Annotated in this window: 19 protein-coding genes and 2 pseudogenes; 1 reads left to right on the top strand and 20 read right to left on the bottom strand. The window is 35.8% G+C overall.

Annotation, left to right across the window (positions count from 1 at the left end; genetic code table 11):
- Positions 1 to 19: 19 nt before the first annotated feature.
- The 18 genes from BWZ41_RS07210 to BWZ41_RS07295 all read right to left on the bottom strand — a co-directional run bounded on the left by BWZ41_RS07210 (position 20) and on the right by BWZ41_RS07295 (position 14,269).
- Positions 20 to 1,177, bottom strand: coding sequence for an IS4 family transposase (locus BWZ41_RS07210; protein WP_158619486.1), 1,158 nt, complete (start codon positions 1,175 to 1,177; stop codon positions 20 to 22).
- Between the two features lie 263 nt (positions 1,178 to 1,440).
- Complete coding sequence (locus tag BWZ41_RS07215) at positions 1,441 to 2,937, bottom strand: recombinase family protein (RefSeq protein ID WP_143689959.1); 1,497 nt, start codon at positions 2,935 to 2,937, stop codon at positions 1,441 to 1,443.
- A 10-nt stretch (positions 2,938 to 2,947) separates the two neighbouring features.
- Positions 2,948 to 3,379 carry a DUF2924 domain-containing protein gene (locus BWZ41_RS07220; RefSeq protein WP_143689009.1) on the bottom strand — a complete coding sequence of 144 codons (432 nt, stop codon included), beginning with the start codon at positions 3,377 to 3,379 and terminating at the stop codon, positions 2,948 to 2,950.
- Between the two features lie 4 nt (positions 3,380 to 3,383).
- The gene (locus BWZ41_RS07225; protein ID WP_143689010.1) at positions 3,384 to 3,869 is read right to left on the bottom strand and encodes an ankyrin repeat domain-containing protein; all 486 of its coding nucleotides are present in this window, start codon (positions 3,867 to 3,869) and stop codon (positions 3,384 to 3,386) included.
- A 25-nt stretch (positions 3,870 to 3,894) separates the two neighbouring features.
- Positions 3,895 to 4,584: an ankyrin repeat domain-containing protein gene (locus BWZ41_RS07230; protein ID WP_177429442.1), complete on the bottom strand. Its 690-nt coding sequence runs from the start codon at positions 4,582 to 4,584 to the stop codon at positions 3,895 to 3,897.
- A 168-nt stretch (positions 4,585 to 4,752) separates the two neighbouring features.
- On the bottom strand, positions 4,753 to 5,919 hold the full coding sequence (locus BWZ41_RS07235) for a phage tail protein (RefSeq protein WP_143689636.1): 1,167 nt from the start codon (positions 5,917 to 5,919) through the stop codon (positions 4,753 to 4,755).
- Between the two features lie 278 nt (positions 5,920 to 6,197).
- Complete coding sequence (locus BWZ41_RS07240) at positions 6,198 to 6,980, bottom strand: baseplate assembly protein (protein ID WP_143689637.1); 783 nt, start codon at positions 6,978 to 6,980, stop codon at positions 6,198 to 6,200.
- Between the two features lie 2 nt (positions 6,981 to 6,982).
- Positions 6,983 to 7,318 (bottom strand): GPW/gp25 family protein, encoded by a 336-nt coding sequence (locus tag BWZ41_RS07245; RefSeq protein ID WP_143689960.1) that lies wholly within the window; start codon positions 7,316 to 7,318, stop codon positions 6,983 to 6,985.
- Between the two features lie 7 nt (positions 7,319 to 7,325).
- On the bottom strand, positions 7,326 to 8,363 hold the full coding sequence (locus BWZ41_RS07250) for a PDDEXK nuclease domain-containing protein (RefSeq protein WP_143689922.1): 1,038 nt from the start codon (positions 8,361 to 8,363) through the stop codon (positions 7,326 to 7,328).
- A 29-nt stretch (positions 8,364 to 8,392) separates the two neighbouring features.
- The gene (locus BWZ41_RS07255; protein WP_143689923.1) at positions 8,393 to 8,647 is read right to left on the bottom strand and encodes a PAAR domain-containing protein; all 255 of its coding nucleotides are present in this window, start codon (positions 8,645 to 8,647) and stop codon (positions 8,393 to 8,395) included.
- Positions 8,644 to 9,108, bottom strand: a complete 465-nt coding sequence (locus BWZ41_RS07260; protein WP_143689924.1) for a phage baseplate assembly protein V — start codon at positions 9,106 to 9,108, stop codon at positions 8,644 to 8,646. The genes BWZ41_RS07255 and BWZ41_RS07260 overlap by 4 nt, the downstream gene beginning before the upstream one ends.
- Positions 9,095 to 9,568, bottom strand: coding sequence for a hypothetical protein (locus tag BWZ41_RS07265; protein ID WP_143689925.1), 474 nt, complete (start codon positions 9,566 to 9,568; stop codon positions 9,095 to 9,097). Before BWZ41_RS07265 ends, BWZ41_RS07260 begins: the two co-directional genes overlap by 14 nt.
- A complete protein-coding gene (locus tag BWZ41_RS07270; protein ID WP_177429458.1) occupies positions 9,565 to 10,068 on the bottom strand; it encodes a phage tail protein in 504 nt (167 codons plus the stop codon). Before BWZ41_RS07270 ends, BWZ41_RS07265 begins: the two co-directional genes overlap by 4 nt.
- Complete coding sequence (locus BWZ41_RS07275) at positions 10,061 to 10,381, bottom strand: head-tail joining protein (RefSeq protein ID WP_143689635.1); 321 nt, start codon at positions 10,379 to 10,381, stop codon at positions 10,061 to 10,063. The genes BWZ41_RS07270 and BWZ41_RS07275 overlap by 8 nt, the downstream gene beginning before the upstream one ends.
- An 88-nt stretch (positions 10,382 to 10,469) precedes the next feature.
- On the bottom strand, positions 10,470 to 11,474 hold the full coding sequence (locus BWZ41_RS07280; RefSeq protein WP_143689926.1) for a major capsid protein: 1,005 nt from the start codon (positions 11,472 to 11,474) through the stop codon (positions 10,470 to 10,472).
- Positions 11,475 to 11,510: 36 nt separating this feature from the next.
- Positions 11,511 to 11,882: a head decoration protein gene (locus tag BWZ41_RS07285; RefSeq protein WP_010405448.1), complete on the bottom strand. Its 372-nt coding sequence runs from the start codon at positions 11,880 to 11,882 to the stop codon at positions 11,511 to 11,513.
- 75 nt (positions 11,883 to 11,957) lie between these two features.
- Positions 11,958 to 12,971, bottom strand: coding sequence for a S49 family peptidase (locus BWZ41_RS07290; protein ID WP_143689731.1), 1,014 nt, complete (start codon positions 12,969 to 12,971; stop codon positions 11,958 to 11,960).
- A complete protein-coding gene (locus BWZ41_RS07295; protein WP_410543277.1) occupies positions 12,971 to 14,269 on the bottom strand; it encodes a phage portal protein in 1,299 nt (432 codons plus the stop codon). Before BWZ41_RS07295 ends, BWZ41_RS07290 begins: the two co-directional genes overlap by 1 nt.
- Before the next feature lie 489 nt (positions 14,270 to 14,758).
- Here BWZ41_RS07295 and ltrA point away from each other — a divergent pair.
- A partial coding sequence (gene ltrA, locus BWZ41_RS08600; RefSeq protein ID WP_410543278.1) for a group II intron reverse transcriptase/maturase occupies positions 14,759 to 15,540 on the top strand: 782 nt, incomplete at its 3' end.
- A gap of 1 nt (position 15,541) precedes the next feature.
- Here ltrA and BWZ41_RS07305 read toward each other — a convergent pair.
- Positions 15,542 to 17,202, bottom strand: a pseudogene (locus BWZ41_RS07305) (phage terminase large subunit family protein); the annotation flags it as partial.
- Positions 17,199 to 18,680: pseudogene (locus tag BWZ41_RS07310) on the bottom strand (ankyrin repeat domain-containing protein). The pseudogenes BWZ41_RS07305 and BWZ41_RS07310, both read right to left, overlap by 4 nt.
- Positions 18,681 to 18,682: the final 2 nt, after the last annotated feature.

Genomic DNA, 18,682 nt, shown 5'->3' on the forward strand with positions numbered 1-18,682 from the left:
CCCATAAGTGTTGAAAGTGCTATAAGTGGAGTGATACAAGGTGATTGACGGCATGTAAATTCCCTCCTGATAGTAAAACAATTGAACGTATAAAAGAATCATTAAGATCCAATGTGAATTGTAATAGTGCTATTTTGAATCCGTGTAGATTATTTTTGATTTTATAAACAAGAAATAACAAAGCCGTAATAATAATCATGTAAATATACACCTTCATGCCATTCATAGTATGGCTTAAAAAGTGCTTATATCCAAGATTTTGCTTTATAAATTTAAAGAATACCTCTATGTCCCACCTGCGCCTATATAGCTCTGTTACTTCATAAGCTAACATTTCAAGCAAGTTGGTTAAAAACCATATTTCATCTCCTGCCTTATTTCGAATTTTTATTAAACGTAGGTCATGCTTTTCTGCTACTTTACCTCGTGCACGATAAAGATTAACTATTATATCTTCTAAAATCTCTGATCCATCCGATTTTTGTTCTCCTATAACTTTGTTCCTGCTTATAACATCATGTTTTCTTCCTACTTTAACTCTTGTGATAAATTTGTACTCCTTTTCATCAAATTCGGCAAAAGTTCCAACTTTTCTGATTCCTCTATCAAATAATAAAATATCCTCTTTTTCAACTTTAGCTTCATTAATGGCTCTCACTAATGCTATATCTTCACTAATTTCTTCTTGTCCTTTACAAAATCTTATACTTGTCGGCAATTGATCCTTTAATCCTACACTCACTTTAACTTGACTGTCGTTACTTTTACCGCCTATTTTTAGCCCATCTTTTATGAGATATCCCGATAAATTTATGATTGTCGAATCAAACTTATGTAAATTATTTGATGTTTTTTGGGGTAATAGCTTTTTAATCTTGCTCATCAAATCAATATATACTCCCTTAAAATATTCTGGATTTATAACTTTTAACCTTTTTGACAAACCACTGTATGTTACTGTACTTTTATCGCTATTCTTATCCATTATACACCTGTTTATTACCATTTCTAGCGCTCTTAAGCTTGTTTTTTGCCCCATTAATATTAACTTCATTAGACCTTTAAATATAATCTTGCCCAACAATTTAGTATTACATTTATCTACTTCACTTAATTTTCCTAGCCTTTCTAAATCCTCATCTTTTATTAAATTTAGTACTCTTTCTATTTGATCCATTATTGCCTCCATTTTCTTGCAATAACAGTTCTTTATACTTTTCTGATACTACTTTCAACACTTATGGGGTAAGGAGATATAGCAGGAGAGTTGGCTTTGTTACCTATGAAAGGTCGATTATACAAGCAACTTATTGAAAATCTTATTTTTTGTAATCAGTTTATCCAATTTAGTTGGAGTGTTAAGTTTACTAATCTTTCCATAATTGAGATTAAAGAATTGTAAATAATTTATAGATTCTTCCGAAGAAATTATCTTATTTTTTACTGGCAGACAGCTTGCTTAAACCCGTAAAACTTCTCCATCTGCTCACTCCAAAGCATCGGTATTTCTTTCAAATCAACCAACCTCAAACCCCTTGGCTGTCTCCCATTTACTATATCTTCTTTAATTTTTGGTGCTAAATAATTTAACCTCAAAATTTGCTGTATACGTCTTGTACCTATATTAATTTTGGCACTCAGCTCTTTCACACTTCTATATTTTCCTTCCTCCAGTTGCCGTTTCCACAAATGAGCTCTTACCACGGCTTTGAGTAGCACATTATTTGTTTTACCTTCTGGTTCAATTACTGTGCATTTCTTTCCCTTCTTCTCTATTGGTATAAATTTTTCCTCTGATTCAGAACGTACTTCTATCCCCTCTCCTTTTACCGTTACTCCCTTTATTAACTTTTTCACTACTTCTTTTTGCTTTCCAAAACTTAAATTTTTCCATTTTTCCGCTTTTTCTCCCCATTTTTCATATAAATCTTCTGCTCTCTTTATTACCTCTTTTTCTATCTCTCCTGCTACTATTGTTCGATTTACTGATTCACAGCCTTTTCCCCTTAAGTGATTGTTGCATATGTAGTATCGATATCTGTTATTCTCTTTTTTTGAGTATGTCAGTGTCATATTTACATCACAGCTCTTGCACTTAATTATTCCCCTAAGCAATGCTTCCTCATATTTTGCTTTTCTATATGGCTGATTCTTTATCAATTCTTGTGCTTTTTGCCATTTTTCCTCTTTTATTATTGCTTCATGTTTTCCTTCATACTCTTTCTCATAATGCCTTATTTTTCCCGTATATATTGGATTTGTTATTATTCTTCTCACCGTCGCTTTTTTAAAGATATCTGATTTCGTACGGTACCCTTCTCTGTTTAACTCTCTTGCCAACTCTGCCATTGACTTCAGCTCCACATATCTTTCAAATATATGCTTTACTGTTTTTGCTTCTTTCTCATTTATTATTAATTCCTTATCTTTTACATCATACCCTAGCGGTAAAGTTCCACCCATCCATAGTCCGTGTTCTTTTGATGTTGCTATTTTATTTTTTACTCTTTCCACTATCATCTCTCTTTCTAGTTGTGCTGCTCCTGACAATACCGTTTGTACAAATTTTCCCATTGGCGTATTATTATCAAATATCTGCGTTACTGCTATAAAATTTACTCTATGCCTTCTAAAAAATGATGTCACTTCTATACTATCTTTTGTTTCCCTTGATAGCCTATCCAGAGTATATACCACTACACAATCTACTTCTCCTGCCTTTACATCTTCAAATAATTCCTTTATCGCTGGTCTTTCTAAGTTTTTTCCTGAGAAACCTCCATCATCGTACCTTTTTGCCAATATTACCCAACCCTCTCTGCTCTTTATGTACTTTTCACATGCTATTCGTTGCGCATCAAGACTATTAAACTTTTGTTCTAGTCCATCCTCATTTGATTTTCTTGTATATATCGCACACCTTACTTCTTTTAGCATTTTATTCTCTTCAATTTTCATTTTTATCACGCATCCCAAATAATAAAGGTCCGTTGTAGCTCATTCCCATTATTTTTCCTGCCACTGCTGACAATGATGTATAAAACTCTTCTTTGTAGATTAAACACTTGTCTGTTACCATTACCGCATGCGTTTCTTCCCCTCTCTCTAATATTAGCTCTGTTCCTGCTACTGGTAATTTATCGCTACTTATTCTTTTTCCCTTCTCTAACCGATCTGCCAGATACTCTAGTCTTTTTGCTCCTTTTCTTGACATTTCTCCATATGCTTTTTCCTGCATTCTATAAGCTAATCTTGGTATCAGATATTTCTTTGAGTATCTAGGCGCCTCTTCCCCATATACCTTCTTCCATATTTTTCTCATTTCACCCAAAGGTTTTTTCTCTAAATTCATTACTTTCTTTTCTATTTCTTTCTCCATATCTTTAGCCTCTCATAGAAGGTTTCCCACTTTGCTGTTCAAATAACTTTTCAATTCTTTCTGTTTCTTTCTTCAATATTTCAGTTATCTCTTTGCTATTTTTCGCATAATCCATTGCTGTCATTCCAAATGTATCCTCTTGTTCTATTTCTCCTCCAGCTTTTACCAGCTCCTCCACTATTTCTTTTTCTCCTACCATGCACGCAAGGTGTAGAGGTATGCATTTATTTCCATATTCCTCAGCATTTACTTCTGCTCCTGATTTTATCAATTCTCTCACGATTTCTAGACGTTTCTCCGTTACTGCTAGGTGCAGTGCTGTGTGTCCTTCTACATCTGCTGCATTCACATTCGCTCCTTTTTCGACTAATAACTTCACTGTTTTTGCGTCTACCGCATAATGCAGAGCTGTTCTTCCATTCTCATCTCTTGCATAAATATTTTTAAACGAGTTCTCTAATAGTGACTCCTCTTTTCCTTTTTTACTCATAACCGACCTCACCTTTTTTTGAATTTTAAGCCCTCCTTTTCACCACCTCATCTATCATTTCACTTACTTGGCTTATTATTTTGCTTGCTAAATTTTCACATTCTTCCTTTATTAGTGATTTGTCTCTCTTCCTTATTTCTCCTATCTCTATTATTTTTAGCTCCGGCATGTAGCTTCCATTCAACATGTCTGCTATTTCTCCCACTAGCCTCTCTATTCCATAGCATGTCAGTTCTCTACTTTTTGTTATTCCTCCTTTTTCTCTCAAAAATTTACTTGCCTTTTCACTCTCTTTGCTATCACATAGACGATACTTTTCACTTTCCCAGATGTAATACATTGGTGTTGCACCATACTTATTCAGTTGATTAACCTCAGCCCCTGCCTTTACTAGCTCTTTTATTATTTCAACTCCTGCTCCTTTGCACGCAGAGTGGAGTGGCGTACATCCACTGACATATTGAGTGGCATTTACTTCTGCTCCCGACCTTAGCAGCACTTTTACATTTTCTAAGCTTTTCGCAAATACTGCACAGTGTAGTGGTGTATAACCCTTTTTATCTCTTGCATTTACCTCTGCCCCCTTTTTTATTAATAATCTCACTGTTTTGTAATCGGAGATTTCCGCTGCTTGGTGCAAGATCGTCTCTCCTTCTTCATTTCTTTTATTAATATCCTTACTTGATACTTCTTTAAAAAACTTACTAAAACTCATTTCATACCTCACAAAATTAGCTTTTCTAGCGTTAGATAAATTTCTTATATTTACCTGCTGCTATTCAAGTCATGTCCGTTTTAGCATAAGAAAGCAAGTCCTTTTCTTTTTATTTCATACACTTTAAACTATTATTAATATAATATATGAGGATCTAAATATAAGTATTTAACTTATTACACATATTGCTTGACTATTTTTCCAACTTCTGTGCAAATGTCGATGTTCGTGCCATTTCAGTACTCCCGGGTAAAACACTAAAATGTGCTTTTCTAATTCGTGTATTGAGTCTTTTTGCTCTGAATATAAGTCGTTTTTATAGTAAACGTTGTGTTCTGCTAAAACATATTTTCTGACCTTCTGATCTGTATAATTTTCTATTTTGTAGTGGTGAGTAACGCTAAACCTTTCTAAAATTGGCTTGTGTTTTAAATTCCAACGTTGCCCTGAAAGTTTATCGTTTCCCAATACAAATTTATTTCCTTTTTCTTCTACGCTACTTACTGGAAAGCACGCATTTGTTTCTCCTAAGTTCCAACTGTCCGATAATATAACTTGCGCTTTTGCAAATTTAATCGACGGTAATAAGCTTTGAGTTAGAGGATACAGGGCTTTTAAGTTATACCACTGATGACTTCTTTCATAAATGCCTTTGTAATCCTTTGTGTGAGGCTCTGTTTCTCCAAGGATTGCTACATCTAGGCGATATATATCATTGTTTAAAGCCCGTTCATAATGATCGCGTAGATAGTTTTCTATAATCCTAATAACTGGACCACTAGACCTGAAAAAATTTACTCTTCCAAATGATAACACTGGTCCATCCTTTTCAACCTTTATACCTGAGTAATCCGATAACAAATTTCCAAAAAAACTTTCATCTAAAATAAACCTATCAACGTTGTAGTGATCATTGAAAATCCTCATTAGCCTTGATCTTGCTGGTAATGATAGTTTTGCAAGCTCTACTACTGCATCTACAAAAAAGTTATTTGGAACATCTTTTATTCCTATCTGTAATTCAAAAAAGTGCTTGCCAGGTGGTTCTTCGATAATTGTAATATCTTCTATATTTGCCCATTTGAGTGCTATTTTGAGTGATGCTGGTGTTCCTCTCAGTCTTTGAAATTTTACTCCTTCTACTACGGCTTTTCTTTTATCCCTTATCCAACGTAGAATTTCCCCCAATTCATATTCCTCAATTAGCCAAGGTAATATTCTTTCTTCTAATCTAAATTTAAACCCTCTTATACAGCTTGGATCTACCTTATAATCTATTGCATCAACCAGTACTTGCTCTTGCTTTGTTGCGTTTGGCGGTAATAAATTTTTCATTTGTCTTTTCTTTCAAGTTGCTTTAATTTCCTTTATTTAGGTAGCTTATGAGTAACCAAGAGATCGTTGCAGAAAAATAAAGATGTTCTTAATATCGAAAACACTTTCCATAATAGATGTTAATGTCAGAGGGTTAATTTGACCATATTATCCATACTTTAAAAAACAAGTTACAACTTCTGGAAGAAAATCAATACTTTCGTCTCCCTAACATTGGATCCAGTAAACCACTTATTGCACGCAATCCCCTCACTGGCACAAAACAAAAAAAATACGTTTTAAATCCTATCTAACTTGACGTAGCCAAGCACTGCACACTCATTCCCCAGAACCACAACATCCTCTCTTGGCTCGATTAATTCTACGTTTTCTATACCCTCTACAAACAAATTTGCTATTATCCATGATCTTGTTACGTTCCATCCCAACCTTTTGCTTGCTTCAAACTTCTTAATAAACTGCTTCTTGATTTCTTCCTCTGATATTATAGGACTTATGCTCATTCTGCTGTGAATATCTATTTCCATAATATTGCAACCTATCACTTTTACTGTATCGGTTAAAACCCTTATATCATCTCTAGTAACTTGCTTTCTTACAATTTCAAGTAGCTCTTCTGGCAGTGTGGATAACTTTGTTGATAAAATTGAAATTTGTACTTTTCCTGGTATAGGTGATTCTACTAATGCATCTTTTACTCTACTATCTGCCGACAGTGCATGATACCTATAATACTCCTTGCTTCCACACGTGCTTGAGCCTACTATCTTTGCTTTAATTCTTTTTCTAAATCGTTCATCCTCTTCTTCTTTCTGCCTCTCCACTCCATAAAACTCAGCTAAATTATCAAGATCTTCTCCCGTTGCAAATTTTAGTAAATTGCTCTTTACTGATTCATTTATTCTTTGTCTTAGTAACAATTCCCTCCATGCTGCTACTTCTAATACCTTCATCGCTGGGTCACTTTCTACTAATGCTGTAAAACTTTTCATTAACTCTTCCTTCATCCGAGAAAAAATCTCTTCAAAGTTCAGTGGTTCGATAATATTTGGCTGCTGCATTTTTAAACAACTACTCCATTAATATTTATGAACTTACCTTCTGGAAGATAAAGACCTTCGAGTACAAGAGTCATTTTTCCTTCTTTAGCTTCAGCAATCTTTACTTTTTCTAACTTAAATCTCTTCTCAAATTTCCCCAGTGCTTCTGCAGTTGCTGCATATATCTCAAGTGTTAAATCTCTATTTATTGGCTTATCCACCAATTCAAATAATCTCGAGCCATAATCTCTCCTCATTATTCTACTGTTTACTGGAGTGGTTAGTATATCAATTATCGATTGCTTTAAGTGCTCTATTCCTTCTAATGCTTTTCCTGTTTTAGCATCCATTCCTCGCATATATTTTTCATGGCTCTGACTGAATACTTGCATGTTTTTCACGTGCTATAGAAATAGCCTTTCTCAACTTCTTTTCAAGAATTTCTTTAGAAGGAAGCTGTGTTAAATACTGTGCAACATGAATATTAGAGCCTTCGAGTTCAAGATATTCTATATCCTCTTGATCCTTATCAGCACATAAAATAATCCCTAACGGTTTTTCTTCACCTGCTTTTCGTTCATTTTTATCTAACCAATTTAAATACCATTCCATCTGGCCTTTATAAGCTGGTTCAAAACGGCCTATTTTTAGCTCTATTGCTATAAGGCGTTTTAATCCTCTGTGAAAAAATAGCAGGTCCAAATACCTGTCAGTTGTTTTAGTACTCATCCTTTTTTGACGTGTTACAAAACAAAAATCATTCCCAAACTCTTGTAAAAATTTTGTCAATTCATCCAAGATTGTATTTTCTAGATCAGTCTCACTATAACTTGATGGCAATTCCATGAAGCTAAGGAAGTATGGGTCATGAAAAATGAATTCTGGTGCTAACATATTTTCTTCACGTAAATTTTTTATACTCCTTCTTATGAAATCTTCAGGTTTTTTTGCTAGTGCTGTACGTTCATACAACATAGTATCGATTTTACTACGTAGTGCCCTAACACTCCACCTTTCAATACGACATATTTCTATATAATAATTACGCTTCAGCTCATCAGAAATTGCAATAATTTCTACAAAATGTGACCAACTTAATTGTTGTGACAGTGTCGCGACAATCTCTTGATCAGGAAAGAATTTAGAAAATTGCACCATACGAAATAATGACGCTCTATCAAACCCACGTCCATGTTTAATCTGAAGTTCTTTTGCAAGTTGGGAGATGATTTGCTTCCCATAATCTGCACGTTTGTGCTTTAGGATATCTTGATCAATTCTGGAGCCAATTTCCCAGTTTAACAATACTAGAGTAGAGTTAATTTGAACAGAAAGATGATTCTTTGCTCTATCTATTAAATTACTAATGTCTCCTAATAGGCTAGTAGTTATATCGATATTCATAACTTTATTTCTGGTAAGTATAGCATATTTTATCCTGAAAAAACATTACTACTACCACTTATTACTTTAGAACCACAAGATATTGAATCTCCAACTCTTCCTATACTATAGCCATTTGCAAACACTTTTTTTGATCCTTCAATTAATACTCTACCTTCTGTAAAATTATCTCCTTTTCGGCAAACTGGCTTACCATTTACAAAAACATCATTACTGCCGCTAATGCAGAAATGTGGTATAGCTTCTCCACAGTAATCTCCTAACCTCACTATTCCTTTGTTCAATTTAAGTCGATCCTTTCTGCTTTTAGTTTTATTCCACTTCTTGTCATTTCTATTCTCGATTCCCCAGCTTTCAGTGTTATTTTGTCTACTACTTCAATCTCTAAATGATGTTTTTCCTTATCATATAACAATCTTGTTCCATCTTGAAACTTCACACTATTTATTTCTTTTTTATTCTCTGGTGCAGGGTATTTTTCCTGATATATTCCTCCTAATACCACTCCTAATGATAGTTCACCAAAAGGAGAAAATACCACAACTTGTTCATCGATACCTGGTGAAGACCAATTTCTATCTTTTCCTGCTTTACTTGTTATCCACGGTAAATAATCTGTTAAAAATTCGCCTATTTTCACTCTTACTTTTGCTTTTTCATAATCTATTTCTTTTACCAATCCAATACGGATAATATTCGCTAATTTTCTATTTAGCTCTGAAATTGCAAAACTATGGTCTAACATGCACTTTACCTATCTCAATAACATGTGGCATTATGCCAGTTGACCATACTGATTTACCCACGTGTACCTCATGAAACCATTCAACTAGCCATACAAGATAAGCATCTAGTTCTGGCCTAAAATCATCTCCTCCTCCTGATATAAATTCTCCTGGTGAAACATTTTTCACGTTCCAAGTATTTTTATTTACTACTCTTGCTACTTCTGTGGCTAATGATCTCACAATTATTGAGGCATTCTCTACTGTACTATCTACTACCACTCTTGCTTCAAACCTGGCTTTCAATGCTAATTCCTCAGTACCTGCATCTTTACCTGGTTCTAAACTTGCTAGTTCTACAAACACCGCTGGCGCTAATAATTCTTTTCTTATTGATGGATAAATTTCGCACGCCTGTATTGCTGATATTTCTTCTTTTAACTTAGTGCAAATTGCTTGATGTAAATCTTTAAAATTCATACATTTTCTGTAATATCACGCTCAAAGAACTTTTCAAACACTTTCTCAACCTCATAATTAACAAGATCTCTTATTACTTTTGATGCTTCTGGTTCCAATGGCAATTTAACTTCCTTTATTGGCAATGCTGCTCTTCCTTCACGTTTAAAAATACCGCTATTTCCTTTTGGCATAACTGCTGCAAATCCTCCTATAAACTCATGCTTTCCTACTTTCGATCCTCTTCTTGTTTTTTGTATTTTGCCAATTGTCGATGCTCTAATGTCATAGAGATTTGCTCTAATTAACACGTCTAATCTGCTAGTTTTCGCCTTAAAAATTCTTAATCTCTTTCTTATCAAACTTTTCTTTTCCTCACTGATTTCCCTAGCTGCTTGCGCTTTTAACCATAGTGCCGTTTTGTTTAGTGCTCTTACCGCTGCCAATTCTATTTTGGCTTTGTTAGCATCAATGTTGTGAATAATCCTCTCAATATTTTCATTAACCTCAATGTTAAACATCCTTCTCTCCAAGTACTGTACAGTTTATATTCCAAACTATTCCTGAATTACCTCGCAGTGGCGGAGAATATACTTTATATTTACAACCATCAATAACAAAAATATCTCCCACCATTGGCCTGAGTACATCAAAAACGCTTACCTCAAGAAAAAGCATCTCTCCCACAAATTGTCCTTCACCAATCTCGTATAATTTATCTGGCTGTTGTTTTAGTACTTGTACCATATATGACTTATCCTTTGATTCATACAAAGCTACTTTTCCCAAATGGGCAAAACAATCTTTTAGTAGTCTCTGAATATTTTTTTGCATTTCTCCATTTTATGTATTAAGGTTTATGAGTATGCTAAGAAGGAACATACTGGTAGAATACCTCACTACAATCATTCTACCGGTATTGTTATGTTGCAGCAACTTTGACTAACACTCCAGGTCTATGGCACATTGGCAGAGGATTTGACTGCGTATGTAAATCGGTCCCTCTATCAAACCTCCTTGGCTCTTGTTTTGCATATAGTGGCTGTCCAAGAGTATTTACTGTTTCATTAAAATCTGCTGGTGCAAAATATGTTGTAAATGTGCTTGCTGTTCCTACTGGAAAACAGTGCCCTGTATCTTTCTCAATAAATCTTCTTACCGTCCCTTCAGGGTCAGTTGCTTGTCCTCTATATTCCTCAAACGTTATGCCACAGAACGTAAATCCTGATCTCATATCATTTCGAAGTGCTGCTCCTTCTTGCCATCTCTCATATGCTTCTTTTACTTTAGCATGAGAAGTTAGTGTATCAAAAAACTCAGGGCTTACCAAGGCATGAATTCCTGTCATATATTCACCACTGAGATTATCTTCTATGTACCGGAGTACTTCCAGACACTTACGTTTTACGTCAGTTGTTGCTGTTCCAAGGGCAAAATTTACTACTTTTGGTGTTATTTCAAATTCGTTGTACAGATTTAATAATTCTGACCCATCAGCATCTAAAATTATTCCTTTCAGCGCTCCCATTCGCAAATGCTCCAACGTTATTGCATGTTTATTTCTCATTAGCTGCAAATGGTCAGTTATTACATCTGCCAGCGCTTTAAGTTCACTCTCTGATCCAAATGCCCTTATTCCCTGTACTTCCTCTGGTAACACTACATCATCATGTGGAATATGTGGAATCGTAAACGTTCTTACCTTTCTTTTTCCTCTTTTTCCTACTGTTGCTGGTGCTCCTGGAACTTGCGTTGGTAGTAAACTTAATACTCCGTTGTGTTCTTCTATGGTAATATGTCTAAATCTTACTGACCTACTTGGAAATAAATTTAAATTTTCAACTCGTCCATAATTTATCGGCAATATATTCATCGCATTTGTTAGTGCCGTCATGCTAAATGCTGTATTTATAAATGGATTTTGCATTTTTTATTTTCCCCCTTTTGTGTTTTTAATAGCTTTTTAAGCTCCCTTGCGGATAATGATCCCTCGTGCTTCAAGTTGCTTTATTGCTGCAGCTTTCTGCTCTTCAGTGATATTTGCTGGCCATACAACTGCATGATCAGCTAGCATTGCACCACGAGCAATAATTACTCCTTTACTATTTTCCTTTGCGTTTACATCGCTTGCTATTACACCTATCGCTGTTTGTGTACCATCTGTGGCAGTTGGATTTAAAGCTTTAATTAAATTATCTTTAGTATCATAACCAACTACTGTTCCTAGCTTCAGATTTTGTCCCTTTGCTACCGTTATTTGGTCTCTTGAATATAAACTTGATGCCTCATACTTTAATAGGTCACCTAGATTATTTTGTTCGGTTATACATGTCATATTTTCTTTTCTCCTTTTTTCCTTTAGTTTTACCGCCATGTTTGTAGTTATTGTATGCGGCGGTTATAAAAAAACTTAAATACTTGATTGTGCTCTAGCTTTAGCTACCTGCATCATCAACTCTTCTCCTGAATTCTGTGGTATTGCACTCAGTATCTCTGTCTTTTTCGTTCGCTCTGCAAGTAACTCCATTAAAACTTCCCGTGCTTTCTCAATACTTACTCCTTGCTCTATAAATTCTCCTATCTTTTCTGGCATCTTTGATACATTACATAATCTTATTATCTCTAAAATTTCTCTACGATAGTTCTCCTCAATAGTTGTCATACTAACACTCCTATGATTGTTGATAAATTCAAAAAATGTTGTAACTCCATCTGCAAGACCTATTTCTACTGCTTTCTCGCCAAAATATAGCCCTGCTTCCGTTGATTTGATTGCTTGTATAGAAAGATTGCGATTACGTGCTATTAGCTGGACGAACATTTCATATAGTCGGTCTACTTCTTTTTGTAAGCTTTCCAGACTTTCAGACGTCATTTGCTCATGTGGGTTTAAATCATTCTTTCGACTACCAGCAAAGATTGTGGTGTACTTAATACCTTGTTTTTCATCAAACCTACTTTGATCTATATGACTTGCTATTACTCCTATACTCCCAATTCCTGAAGTGCGGGTGAGAAAAATCTTTTCAGCGCTAGAAGCTATAGCATATGCAGCAGAGTACGCATCATCGTTTGCTATTGCCACAATTCTCTTTTTTGCTCTTGCACTGTAGATAAAATCAGCTAAGTCGAAAATACCGTTTACTTCTCCTCCGGGACTATCTATGTCCAGTAAAATAGTCTCTATACTACTATCTTCTAATGCTTGCTTTACTTGTACTTCTATTTGCTCATATGATGTCATCCCGAGCATTTCATCAAACGCACCCGGTTTTTTAGTTAAAATTCCATGAATTGGTATAATTGCAGTTCTTTCTACGTTACTTTTGATGGAGTGATTTTTGAAAATTGGCTGTTTTTCTTTGTATAACGATAGCAGCTCAAAACTCCTTGGTTCAAGCATTAATGGTTTTCCTAAGAGCATCATAATCCTTTACAATCAGAGTCAAACATTAAGTTGAGACTATTTGCACGCTTTTGATCTTCTGCTATTTCTTGGTCAATTTCTTCTACATCGTAACCCATTTCTGATACTACTTCCGATCGACTCTTAAATCCATTTCTTACTGCTATTTGTTGTGCTTGCTGATCTTTCAGTGGATCCACCCAATCAAATCCCTGTGGTATCCATTTTACTTCTTCTTTCGCTGCTTTTACTACTTTTTCATCTATACGCAGTTCTCCCCAAAGTACTGCTAACTCTAGCCATCTACTCCATACTGGTCTGCAAAATTGGAATACCATAATGTTATTTTGCAGCATAGCGCATCGACGACGAAACTCTATTAATCCCGCTCGAATGGATGAATAATTAACACCTGTTAAAGCTCCTGTTAGCTGCTCATATGTTATTCCTGTACCTTTTGCTATTGCCCTCAGTTGCTGTCTCATGAATGCTTCATACCTTCCTCCAACATCTGATGGCTCTGAAAATTTTATGTCCTCTCCTGGGTCTAAAAGCTGCATTGTTCCAGGCTCTAAACCAGATAGTGCTACTCCTTGCTCACTTGCTTCACCTTCTCCCATGATATTTGCTTCTGGATCAAGTCTCGTAATAAATCCAGCAAACATTGCTGCAGTTTTCTTTCTCACCAGCTCTGCATCATCATATTGATCAAGTTCATAGAGCTTTAGCAGTATACTTGAAAGCCAAGGCTCCCCTCTGATTTGCCCAGGTCTTAATGGTCTATAAATATGTAAAACATCATTTGCTGGCACTCTCACTGATTCACCAAACGAGCCTTCACCAGGGTGTTCTTTAAATAGGTAATATGCTTCTCTTTGCCCAAGCCTGTTAAACTCAATCCCGTTTCTTATTACATTACCATTTCTTAAAGTTTGATTTGTTTTATTATCTAAATGTTCAGACTCAAGTACTTGCAGTTGTAATGGTACAGAAAATCTATCTTCCAGCTTTCTCGTTCTTAAACGTACAAAACATTCTCCTCCCTCTATCATACTTCTGCATACTAGAGCTTGTAATCCATAAAAATCACTTATTCCACAGCTATCTGCTTCATCTGTCCATTTTAGCCATAATTCTTGCACCTTCTTTCGAAATTCTCCATCTCTTGCTTTTGATTGTGGTTTTATTCCTGTTCCAATAGAGTTACTTACTATCGTATCAATTATATTTGCTGCATATGGATTTTTTCTTACCATATCCCGAGAGCGGCTGTGTGCTGCAGTAACAAACAAAGTAATGTTTGTGAGAAGCTTTATTGAAGATGAAGGAAGGTCCTTCGAAGTCGGTTTTCAGGAGCAGGTTTCAAACCACCTTAAGTGGCTCTATTTAAGAGATAGGGTCATAAGCGTTAAGGAAAAATCAGCGTAAGAGCTGGAAGGTGTGGATCAGAAAGGCGAACGTAAGTGAACCACTGATGAACGTGTCGAAAAGGGAAGTGAACATCGAAAGGAGGAGTGAGTCGTTCTCCTCTTAATGAGCTTACAAGAAACCTGATTACTGTGTAGGTGGTGTTCGGCATAAAGGTGGCGCGAGTCTGATCTGGGCTTTAATAAGGAACTGCAGGAACCAGTCGATTTGATGAAAAGCGAGATAAGCAAGAGGCTAATCCTCAAGCTTTAGAGTAGCAATGCAAATCACTGGGGCGGATCAACTTGTAGTAGTGAAGAAGTGGTTGTAATGACTATGGAGCGAAGGGGTTGAGCTAGTCGACTTTAGTAAATCATTCAACTTGAAGGAGGATGAAAATGATTGAACGAACAAAGCCTTTTGATATACCGAAATCTCTAGTGTTTTCGGCTTATAAAAAAGTTAAAGAAAACAGAGGAGGAGCAGGTATTGATGATCTAACAATTGAAAAGTTTGATCAAGACTTAAGCAAGAACCTTTACAAGCTATGGAATAGGCTATCTTCTGGTAGTTATTTTCCACCAGCAGTCAAGGCTTGTGATATAATTAAGACAGAAGGAGGAACAAGGACACTTGGGATACCAACTGTTGCCGATCGTATAGCACAGGAAGTGGTGAGAAGTGTTTTAGAACCAGAACTTGAGAAGGTATTTGATGAGGATTCATATGGTTATAGGCCAAATAAGTCAGCATTAGATGCCATAGGAAAAACGAGAAGGCGATGCTTCGACCAAGATTGGTTAATAGAGTTCGACATCAAGGGAATGTTTGACAACATAGACCACAATCTACTGATGAAAGCAGTCAGAAAGCATACCACAAATAAGTGGGTTCTCTTATATATACAAAGATGGCTAAGTGCAGAGATACAGCAAAAAGATGGGACAAAAATAAAGCGTCTCAGTGGGGTGCCGCAAGGGGGTGTAGTAAGTCCTATCTTAAGCAACCTATTTATGCACTACAGCTTTGATATGTGGATGAGAAGAGAATATCCAAGTGTAAAGTGTGCAAGATATGCTGATGATGGTGTTATACATTGTGTAAGCAAGAGTCAAGCACAACTAATTCTTGGTCAACTTGAACAGAGACTGAAGATTTGCAAATTGGAAATAAAACATACNCCTTTTGCCACTCTTGTTTGGTGTATCCTTTTACTACCTTACTGACTAATTGCTCTGCCGTTAGCTGCTTAAAATATTCAGGTGCATACTCCGGAAAATGACAGTATCCTGCTGGAGCTTCTTCACCTTCTTTTAAAATATTAAGTAGCTGAAAAAGCTCTGATTTTAATATCGATACTCCCACTGGCCAGAGCTTTATTCCTCTTTTCAGCTTTTGCCCACCAACTGTTATATCTACTCTACTTGGGCTGCCAAGTGGTACTAGCGCTTTATTTACACCTTTCACTGCCATCACTCTTCCAGAGCCTTGATGACCTCTTACCCAGTTGTATACTTCTTGTGTCGCATACCCAGCATCAACCGCCATCATACTTATCATGTATTCAAGACCATTTTCACCGATAAAATGATGATTTAAGAGCTCAGAGAGTTTTCCCCATACTTCTCCTCTTCCAGTATCACCTTCAAATACTCGGTATTCTATTGACCAACTTTCGCGGCTTTTTCCCCATGCTACAACTTCTACTTCTAAACGATCTTTTTGGACATCTACTCCTGCAGTAACGCACCACTTCTCTCCTAGGTACTGTGCCTACGGGAAAAAATTCTCTCCTGTTAAATAATTGCTTCCAGTCTGGTACTTCTCCTTTATCTACCCAGGTTTCTCCAAGTGTAGTATTTATCCAAACCTTCAGTAATTGTTCACTTTCTTTTGCATGAAGAAAATCTTCTACTGCTTGAGTCCAGCTATACCAGCCTACTGGACTATAAAGACTTGAAAGATGAAATCCTTTTTTCTCACCTTTTACTCTATTAGTAGGCCTCCATTCTCCACGCTCAAGCATCTCTGTCTTTTGATGATTTTCTATCTTTTCACCACATTCTATACATATATAGTGTGCTGTATTTGGATTTTTATCTTCCCATTTTATTTGTGACCATTTTAATATTTGGTAATAATTACAATGCGGACATGGTACAAAAAAATATCTCTTATCTGTTGCTTCAAATTCTTTCTCAATTCTGCTTATTCCATGAATCGTTGGCGTTGATACTAAAAAAATCTTTCGCCGTGCAAATGTATTAGTTCGAGCAATACTAAGCAGTACTGGATCTCCTTCTCCTCCTGAATCTCCTGGATACGCATCTATTTCATCAAGAAAGAGATATTTTACTGGCATAGACCTCAGTCCTACACTGCTGTTTGCTCCAGTAATCACAACTATTCCACCTGGAAATTCCTTACTTTGTACAGTATTGCCTGAATCTCTTGATCTTGGGTCTTTTACTTTACTCTTTAAACATGGCGTACTCTCTATTAACGGCGCAAATCTTCCCTTTGACCAACGCTTTCCCATTTCAACTGTTGGCTGCACTACTAACATTGGCCCTGGCGTTTGATCGATGATATAGCCTATCCAATTGTTACCTGCTTCTGTTCCCCCAATCTGCGCTCCTTTCATGAATACTACTTTTTCTGCTGGTGAGGACGGAGAAAGTGAATCCATGATTTCTTTTAAATAAGGAGTTCTTTCCGTTCTCCATTTTCCTGGCTCTGATGCTGCAGTTGGGGCTAAAACTCGATACTCATCTGCCCACTCTGATACTTTAAGCTCTGGATCTGGTTTTAAACCTTCAGAAAAAGATGTGGCGTATATCATTGTCTGCATCTACTCATAATTGGTTCTATCTCAATATTGTTAACAGTAGAGTTTATTCCTCCACACTCCTCCAATTCCATAAACATCTTTTTCTGAAATTCGTTTTCTATATATCTTTTGCTCATCTCACTTATCATTAGTGCTATAATAAGCGCAAATATCCCTGTTGTTGTTGCAAAAATGATTGCACTACTTATTGTTGTTGCTGTTAACCCTATATATACCGCTATTGCTACTGCACTTACTGAGGTAAAAATACAGATCACATTATTGTATTTTCTTACTTTTGCATCTCTATGCTCTATACACCTATAATAAATTGGTACAGATCTGCCTATCTCATCTGGTAATTTGATACTCTTTTCTTTAAATAAAGTTTTTAACAATTCTAAATTATTTGACTTGATTGCTGAGTGCAGAACAGGTGTATAGTTTGCTCCTTTTTCCAGTAGTAATTTTACTACATGTAAATGTCCTTTTTCTGCAGCAAGGTAAATCGGTGATAGACTTTTATTGTTTGAAATATCAATATCAATTTCTTCTTTTAAAATGGACTCTACAAGCTCAATTTCTCCTCTTTTTGCAGCTAAATGTAATAAACTATTTTTTTCAGATCCATATTTATTGCTCATCAAAGCCTTCTTTATCTCAGGTTTAGCGTAGTCAAATGGTGTTCTACCGCTATCGTCTTTTACCAGAGGGTCTATATCTTCTCGGGTTAGTAAAACTTCTATTGTTTTAAGTCTTTCAGCGTAATGTAGTGGTGTTTTATTTTCGTAGTCTTGCAAATTGACTTGAGCATTAGGCTCCCTTATTAAGCATTTGAGAATATCAAGACACAAATCTCTTTCATCATAATTAGCATTACTTACAGCTATATGAACAGGTGACAATTTCATTGAGTTTTGTCCCATGCGTGCACTATTTACATCTGCTCCTAGCTTCAGCAGTAACTTTACTATCTCCAACTTTTTATTATTAACTGCATAGTGCATTGGTGTCTGATTTCGTGCATCAAAGACATCTATTTCAGCTTTTCCTTCTCTTATCAAAATCTTTACAACTTCTGCATGTCCTATGCCTGCTGCTAGATGTAATGGCGTATGATGCAGAGCATTTCGTACATTAACGTCAACACCTTTTCCTATCAAATATCTAACCGCATTAACTTCACCTATCATTGCAGCTAAGTGAAGTAAGCTATCTTCCTCTGATCCGTATTTGTTATTAATTAGCGCTTGTAATATTTCTGCTTTTTTCCCTTCTTTGGCGTAATCAAGAGATTGTTTTACCTTCATTTATCTTCCACAAAAGGTATTAATATTCTTCTTCGTGAGTAACAAATCTACCATGCTTAATTCATCAAACTCTATAGCGCAATGTAGTGGTGTCTTTCCATTTAATCCTCTAACATTAACATCTAATCCAGGTTGATTAATGAGACACTTTATTAATTCCAAACTTAAGTTAGCAGACATTA

Source organism: Wolbachia endosymbiont of Nilaparvata lugens (genome assembly GCF_007115045.1).
Taxonomy (GTDB): Bacteria; Pseudomonadota; Alphaproteobacteria; order Rickettsiales; family Anaplasmataceae; genus Wolbachia.

Coding starts and splice junctions, on each gene's coding strand:
- BWZ41_RS07290 (WP_143689731.1), bottom strand. CDS start 12,971: ATGCTCTTAGGAAAACCATTAATGCTTGAACCAAGGAGTTTTGAGCTG.
- BWZ41_RS07270 (WP_177429458.1), bottom strand. CDS start 10,068: ATGTTTAACATTGAGGTTAATGAAAATATTGAGAGGATTATTCACAAC.
- BWZ41_RS07260 (WP_143689924.1), bottom strand. CDS start 9,108: ATGTTAGACCATAGTTTTGCAATTTCAGAGCTAAATAGAAAATTAGCG.
- BWZ41_RS07240 (WP_143689637.1), bottom strand. CDS start 6,980: ATGCAGCAGCCAAATATTATCGAACCACTGAACTTTGAAGAGATTTTT.
- BWZ41_RS07220 (WP_143689009.1), bottom strand. CDS start 3,379: ATGGAGAAAGAAATAGAAAAGAAAGTAATGAATTTAGAGAAAAAACCT.
- BWZ41_RS07230 (WP_177429442.1), bottom strand. CDS start 4,584: ATGAGTTTTAGTAAGTTTTTTAAAGAAGTATCAAGTAAGGATATTAAT.
- BWZ41_RS07285 (WP_010405448.1), bottom strand. CDS start 11,882: ATGACATGTATAACCGAACAAAATAATCTAGGTGACCTATTAAAGTAT.
- BWZ41_RS07235 (WP_143689636.1), bottom strand. CDS start 5,919: ATGAAAAATTTATTACCGCCAAACGCAACAAAGCAAGAGCAAGTACTG.
- BWZ41_RS07265 (WP_143689925.1), bottom strand. CDS start 9,568: ATGAATTTTAAAGATTTACATCAAGCAATTTGCACTAAGTTAAAAGAA.
- BWZ41_RS07210 (WP_158619486.1), bottom strand. CDS start 1,177: ATGGATCAAATAGAAAGAGTACTAAATTTAATAAAAGATGAGGATTTA.
- BWZ41_RS07275 (WP_143689635.1), bottom strand. CDS start 10,381: ATGCAAAAAAATATTCAGAGACTACTAAAAGATTGTTTTGCCCATTTG.
- BWZ41_RS07245 (WP_143689960.1), bottom strand. CDS start 7,318: ATGCGAGGAATGGATGCTAAAACAGGAAAAGCATTAGAAGGAATAGAG.
- BWZ41_RS07280 (WP_143689926.1), bottom strand. CDS start 11,474: ATGCAAAATCCATTTATAAATACAGCATTTAGCATGACGGCACTAACA.
- BWZ41_RS07250 (WP_143689922.1), bottom strand. CDS start 8,363: ATGAATATCGATATAACTACTAGCCTATTAGGAGACATTAGTAATTTA.
- BWZ41_RS07215 (WP_143689959.1), bottom strand. CDS start 2,937: ATGCTAAAAGAAGTAAGGTGTGCGATATATACAAGAAAATCAAATGAG.
- BWZ41_RS07225 (WP_143689010.1), bottom strand. CDS start 3,869: ATGAGTAAAAAAGGAAAAGAGGAGTCACTATTAGAGAACTCGTTTAAA.